At 69.6% G+C, this 6010-nt stretch carries 5 protein-coding genes; 3 read left to right on the plus strand and 2 right to left on the minus strand.

All coding sequences use genetic code 11. From position 1 onward, the window contains the following. Positions 1-272 precede the first annotated feature (272 nt). Positions 273-1634: a flavin monoamine oxidase family protein gene (locus ADBZ5U_RS13755; RefSeq protein ID WP_526811098.1), complete on the plus strand. Its 1362-nt coding sequence runs from the start codon at positions 273-275 to the stop codon at positions 1632-1634. An 83-nt stretch (positions 1635-1717) separates the two neighbouring features. Here ADBZ5U_RS13755 and ADBZ5U_RS13760 read toward each other — a convergent pair whose 3' ends face one another. Then, the gene (locus tag ADBZ5U_RS13760; RefSeq protein WP_526811099.1) at positions 1718-2224 is read right to left on the minus strand and encodes an Rv2253 family sensor-like surface protein; all 507 of its coding nucleotides are present in this window, start codon (positions 2222-2224) and stop codon (positions 1718-1720) included. Between the two features lie 69 nt (positions 2225-2293). Here ADBZ5U_RS13760 and ADBZ5U_RS13765 point away from each other — a divergent pair, with 69 nt between their 5' ends. Next, a complete protein-coding gene (locus tag ADBZ5U_RS13765) occupies positions 2294-3694 on the plus strand; it encodes an AMP-binding protein (RefSeq protein ID WP_526811100.1) in 1401 nt (466 codons plus the stop codon). Between the two features lie 70 nt (positions 3695-3764). Here ADBZ5U_RS13765 and dapD read toward each other — a convergent pair whose 3' ends face one another. Beyond that, positions 3765-4736 (minus strand): 2,3,4,5-tetrahydropyridine-2,6-dicarboxylate N-succinyltransferase, encoded by a 972-nt coding sequence (gene dapD / locus ADBZ5U_RS13770; protein ID WP_526811103.1) that lies wholly within the window; start codon positions 4734-4736, stop codon positions 3765-3767. 84 nt (positions 4737-4820) lie between these two features. Between dapD and dapE the strand changes: the two genes are divergently transcribed. After that, positions 4821-5888, plus strand: coding sequence for a succinyl-diaminopimelate desuccinylase (gene dapE / locus ADBZ5U_RS13775; protein WP_526811101.1), 1068 nt, complete (start codon positions 4821-4823; stop codon positions 5886-5888). Positions 5889-6010: the final 122 nt, after the last annotated feature.

A 6010-nucleotide genomic window follows, 5' to 3' on the forward strand; every position in this document is an offset into this window, starting at 1 on the left:
GGCACGGCGAAGATCGCCGCCAGCGCCGCGACGAGCGCCATCAGAACACGACCGAAAATCCTCATGGTGGCCCCTAACCCTGTGCCGAGTGGCTGACAGATCGTACTTCGGTAACAGCTATCACAGTGTTACCAAAACCGGTGGGAAATTCTCTGGTCCGGCAATTTCCAGTCAATCGTATGACTTCAGTCCGGCCGGCGGTCTAGCGTCGGCAATCGGTTACTTGCATGACTTTGAACGGGCCATCGGCCCACGATCGAGGGGCGCGCATTGTGGAGAACGTCGATGTCGTAATCGTAGGAGCGGGACTGTCAGGCCTCAGCGCCGCCCGCACCCTCACCCGGGCCGGACGGACCGTCGCGGTGCTCGAGGCGCGCAATCGTGTCGCCGGGCGCAATCTCGGTGGCGTATTCAGCAACGGCGTGCCCATCGAGATGGGTGGGCAGTGGTTCGGCCCCACCCAGGTCGAGGCGCTGGCGCTCACCAGAGAACTGGGCCTGGAAACCTTCCCGGCCTACGACGAGGGCGACGCGCTCATGGTCTACGACGGGAAGGTCCACCGGTACGCAGGCAACGGCCGCGACGACACGTTCGGGTTGCCCTCCGGCACCGTTGTCGAACTACAACGGGTCTGGGTCCAGATCGCCGCGCTCACCGACACGATCGACACCAGCGCCCCCTGGGCCACCGAAGGCGCCGAGGACCTGGATCGGCAGACCCTGGATCAGTGGCTGGTCGGCCAGACCTCCGACAAGCTGGCGTTACGGCTCTTCCGCTTGATCGTGCCCGCCATATTCTCCGCCGAAGCGCCCGAGATGTCGCTGCTGCACTTCCTGTTCTACTGCAAGTCCGGTGACAACCTCGATACTCTCGTGTCCACGACCGGCGGCGCCCAGGAAACCCGAGTCGTCGGCGGCACCCACCAGTTGTCCGAGCGCATGGCTGCCGAACTCGGAAACGCCGTCCGGCTCAACACGGTCGTCACCGGCATCGAGCACAACGACTCCGGCGTCGTCGTGAATTTCGCTGGTGGTCGGATCTCGGCCGGCCACGCCATCGTCGCACTGCCCCCGACCCTCGCCGGACGCCTGCGCTACCAGCCGGCCATGCCATCGGCGCGCGATGCGCTGTTTCAGCAGTTCCCCGCGGGTTCAGTCATGAAATTCAACGTCGCCTATCCGAAGCCCTTCTGGCGCGAAACCGGGTTGTGCGGATTCGTCATGAGCCTCGATGACGAGTTCAACATCGTCGCCGACAACTCACCGCCCGATGGATCGTGCGGGGTGCTCGTCGGCTTCCTGGAGGGCGCCCACGCACGCAAGGCGGCCGAGATGACACCTGCCGAACGTCGCCAGAAGGTGCTTGGCAGCCTCACCAAGTATTTCGGCGAACAGGCGGCCGAACCGCTCGATTTCCTCGAACAGGATTGGAACGCCGAGGAGTTCACCCGCGGCTGTTACGGCGGGCGACTTGGCGCCGGGCTCTGGACCCAGTACGGAAAGGCGTTGGCCGCCCCTGTCGGCCGCATCCATTGGGCGGGAGCTGAAACCTCCGACATCTGGAACGGCTACATGGACGGGGCGATCCGGTCCGGATATCGTTCTGCGGCAGCCATTCTCGGTGAAAGCGTGTAGGCGGCGACGAGGGGCGGTCGTGCCGGCGATGGTGTCGAGTGCCCTCCGGGTACGGCACCGGGATCAACGACCGTTCGGATGGGTCAGGCCGGCCTGGCGGCGACCGGCATCACGACACTGCCGCGGCACGGCCCCTCGGCGATATCGGTGTGCCAGGTGCCCTTCAGGGCGCCGTTCGACTGGGGCTCGTAGAAGGCCCACGAGGTGGCACGAGCCCAGGACTTCTGGCCGCCGCCGTCCAGGAGGCAGTCCCACATCCATTCGTAACTGGTCGTCCACGCCGACCCGTTCCAGGTGTAGCGGGGAGGCCAGGGGATGGTCGGGTTGCCGGGTTTGGGACCGTCGGTCACGGTGGTCACGCAACTGCGCACCGAGCAATGGGTGGCCAGCGTGAACCTTCCCCCGAAGTCGCCCTCCCGCTGGCGGGTGGCGGCGCTGGTACCTGCCTTCTGGGAGGCGTAGGTCGTCATCTGGTACGGCCCGTCCCACGACTTGGGTGCGGCCCCGGCGACGGGCGGGTAACCGGCCTGCAGCGCCAATACCGCCAGCGCAACGGTGGTCCGGGCGCACCACGGCCTTCGACCGGTCATAGGCCGAGGGTAACCGCCGTCCAACCTCACCTGTCGCATCTGCAACATGTGTCGGGGTAGCCTCGCGGGGTGCTGCTGGCCTCGCTGAACCCCGCCGCGGTGGCGGCCGGCGACGATATCGGCGACGCGGTCCGCATCGACGGCGTCACGCTGTCGCGCGGCGATCTGGTCGGTGCCGCGACCTCGGTCGCCGAACGGGTCGGCGGGGCCGGACGCGTCGCGGTCCTGGCGACCCCGACCGCCGCCACGGTGCTTGCGGTGACCGGCTGTCTGATCGCCGGGGTGCCGCTGGTTCCGGTGCCCGCCGACGTCGGCGTCGCTGAGCAGGCCCACATCCTCGCCGACTCCGGCGCCCAGGCCTGGCTCGGCCAAGCGCCGGCCGAGTTGGCCGGCTTGCCGCACGTGCCGGTGCGGATTCACGCGCGCTCCTGGCACCGCTACCCCGAACCGCCGGCGCAGAGCACGGCGATGGTGATCTACACCTCCGGCACCACCGGGCCTCCCAAGGGGGCGGTGCTCAGCCGTGCGGCGATCGCGGCCGACCTCGACGCCCTCGCCCGGGCCTGGCAGTGGACCCCGGAAGACACCCTGGTGCACGGTCTGCCCCTGTTTCACGTGCACGGCCTGGTGCTCGGACTGCTCGGCTCGCTGCGGGTGGGCAACCGGTTCGTTCACACCGGCAAGCCGACCCCGCAGGCCTACGCGGCGGCAGGGGGCAGCCTCTATTTCGGTGTGCCCACGGTCTGGTCCAGGATGGTCGCCGACCCGGCATCGGCCCGCGCCCTGTCGGGGGCGCGACTGCTGGTATCGGGAAGTGCCGCGCTGCCGGTCCCGGTGTTCGACCGGCTGACCGAACTGACCGGGCATGCCCCGGTGGAACGGTACGGCTGCACCGAGACGCTGATCACGGTCAGCACCCGGGCCGACGGTGAGCGACGTGCCGGCTCGGTTGGGCTGCCGTTGGACGGAATGCGGACCCGCCTGGCCGCCGAGGACGGTTCGGCGGTGCCGAACGACGGGGAAACCATTGGCAGTCTTCTGGTTTCGACGCCCACGATCTTCGAGGGCTACCTCGACCGGCCGGATGCCACCGCGGCGTGTTTCACCGCCGACGGCTGGTACCGAACCGGAGACGCCGCGGTGATCGGGCCTGATGGCATGCACCGCATCGTCGGCCGCGAGTCGGTGGACCTGATCAAGTCAGGCGGCTACCGGATCGGCGCCGGGGAGATCGAGACCGTGCTGCTCGGGCATCCGGGAGTGGCTGAAGTGGCCGTGGTCGGGCTGCCCGACGCGGACCTGGGCCAGCGGATCGTCGCCTACGTGGTCGGTGACGCGCGCTCTGAGCAACTCATCGAGTATGTGGCGCAGCAGCTTTCGGCGCACAAGCGCCCGCGGGAAGTGCGGGTCGTGGACTCGCTGCCGCGCAACGCCATGGGCAAGGTGCTCAAGAAGGAACTCATGCGGTGAGCCTGCGGTTCGCGGCACGCCACCCCTGATTTGCGTGCGACGCCAACCTGATTCGCGTGCGACGCCACCGCTAATTCGCGTGCAACGCGGTATTGAGCGTGATTCCCGTCCCGTCGCGGGACACCACCTCAACCGCACCGGTCACCGAATTCCGCCGGAACAGAAGGTTGTTCGTCCCGGAGAGCTCGCGAGCCTTGACCGTGGCGCCGTCCGCCGTCGTCACCTTGGTGCCGGCGGTCAGGTACAGGCCCGCCTCGACCACGCAGTCGTCGCCCAGCGAGATGCCCAGGCCGGAATTGGCCCCCAGCAGACAGCGCTTGCCGACCGAGATGACCTCCGTGCCGCCGCCGGACAGCGTCCCCATGATCGAGGCGCCGCCGCCGACGTCGGAACCGTCGCCGACCACCACGCCCGCCGAGATCCGGCCCTCCACCATCGAGGCGCCCAGGGTGCCGGCGTTGAAGTTCACGAACCCCTCGTGCATGACGGTGGTGCCCGGGGCGAGGTGCGCGCCCAGGCGAACCCGGTCGGCGTCGGCGATGCGCACCCCCGTCGGCACCACGTAGTCGACCATCCGCGGGAACTTGTCGACGCCGTACACCGTGACCGGCCCGCGCCGGCGCAGCCGCAACCGGACCTCCTCGAATCCCTCGATGCGGCACGGTCCGTAGTTGGTCCACACCACGTTGGTCAACGCGCCGAAGACTCCGTCGAGGTTGCAGCCGTGCGGCTCGACCAGGCGGTGGGAGATGAGATGGAGCCGCAGATATGCGTCGCAGGTGTCGGCCGGTTTGTCGGCCAGCACGGTGACCGTGCGGATCGGCACGATCTGCACGTCGCGGTCGGGGTCCGGCCCGGCCAGCGCGGCGAGGTTCTCCGGGGCGTCCTCCGGGGTCAGCCGGGTGGTGCCCGCCGGGCTGTAGGCGCCCAGTTCCGGATCCGGGAACCAGGCGTCCAGCACCGTGCCGTCCCCGGCGATGGTCGCCAGCCCGAATCCCGCAGCAGAAGTCACGGTATCCCACCGTACTTCCGCGCCGAGCAGACGCAAAGTGCGCCGACACGCCGGGTGTACGGGGACTTTTCCGTCTGCTCGCGCAAGGGGGGCGACCGGCTAGCCTGGTCAGTTGTGCTGGATCTGCGTGCCGACCCCGAGGTGCTCACCGCCGCGCTGATCGACATTCCCAGTGTCTCGCGCGACGAGCGCCGGATCGCCGACGAGGTCGAGCACGCGCTGCGCGAGCAGACCAGCTACCAGGTGGTCCGCAACGGCGACGCGGTGCTGGCCCGCACGGACCTGGGCCGCGCGTCGCGAGTGATCCTGGCCGGGCACCTCGACACCGTCCCGGTTGCCGGCAACCTTCCGGCCCGCCGCGACGCCGACCACATCCACGGATGCGGGGCCTCCGACATGAAATCCGGCGACGCGGTCTTCCTGCACCTGGCCGCCACCGTCGAGGATCCGGTTCACGACGTCACGCTGATCCTCTACGACTGCGAGGAGATCGAGTCGAGTGCGAACGGCCTCGGACGTATCGAGCGGGAACTGCCGGACTGGCTGCGCGGCGACGTCGCGATCCTGGGCGAGCCCTCCGGTGGGTACATTGAAGCAGGCTGCCAGGGCACGCTACGAGCTGTCGTCTCCACGTCCGGCGTCCGTGCGCATTCCGCTCGATCGTGGCTGGGCGACAACGCTATTCACCGACTGGCGCCGGTGCTCAAGCGGCTCGCGGCATACCAGGGCCGGGTGGTCGACATCGACGGGTGCGCCTACCGGGAGGGGCTGTCCGCAGTGGGGATCGACGGCGGAGTGGCCGGCAACGTGATCCCCGACGCGGCGTCGGTGACGGTCAACTTCCGCTTCGCGCCCGACCGCGGCCCCGAGGCAGCGCTCGATCACGTTCGCGGGGTTTTCGACGGCCTGCCGGTCGAGGTCGAGCAGGCCGACGTGGCCGCCGGGGCGCTGCCCGGACTGCACCACGCCGCGGCCGCGGCACTGGTGGACGCCGCCGGCGGGATGGTGCGCGCCAAGTTCGGCTGGACCGACGTGGCGCGGTTCGCCGCCATGGGTATCCCCGCGGTCAACTACGGCCCCGGCGATCCCAACCTCGCGCACCGCCGGGACGAACGGGTGGAGGTCGGCCAGATCCGCGCGGTGACCGCCACCCTGCGCCGCTACCTCGGCGGGGGAGGCTGAGGCCCGGGCAACCGGGGCCGGCTGCCGCAGCCGGCTACGGCAGCGCGCCGTCGGGGTCCTGCGCCTGCCGCCTGGCGTCGGCGGCGGCCCCGCCGAAGCCCGCCGCGGCGAGCCGATCGGCG

The organism is Mycobacterium sp. (assembly GCF_040398885.1).
Classification (GTDB): Bacteria; Actinomycetota; Actinomycetes; order Mycobacteriales; family Mycobacteriaceae; genus Mycobacterium.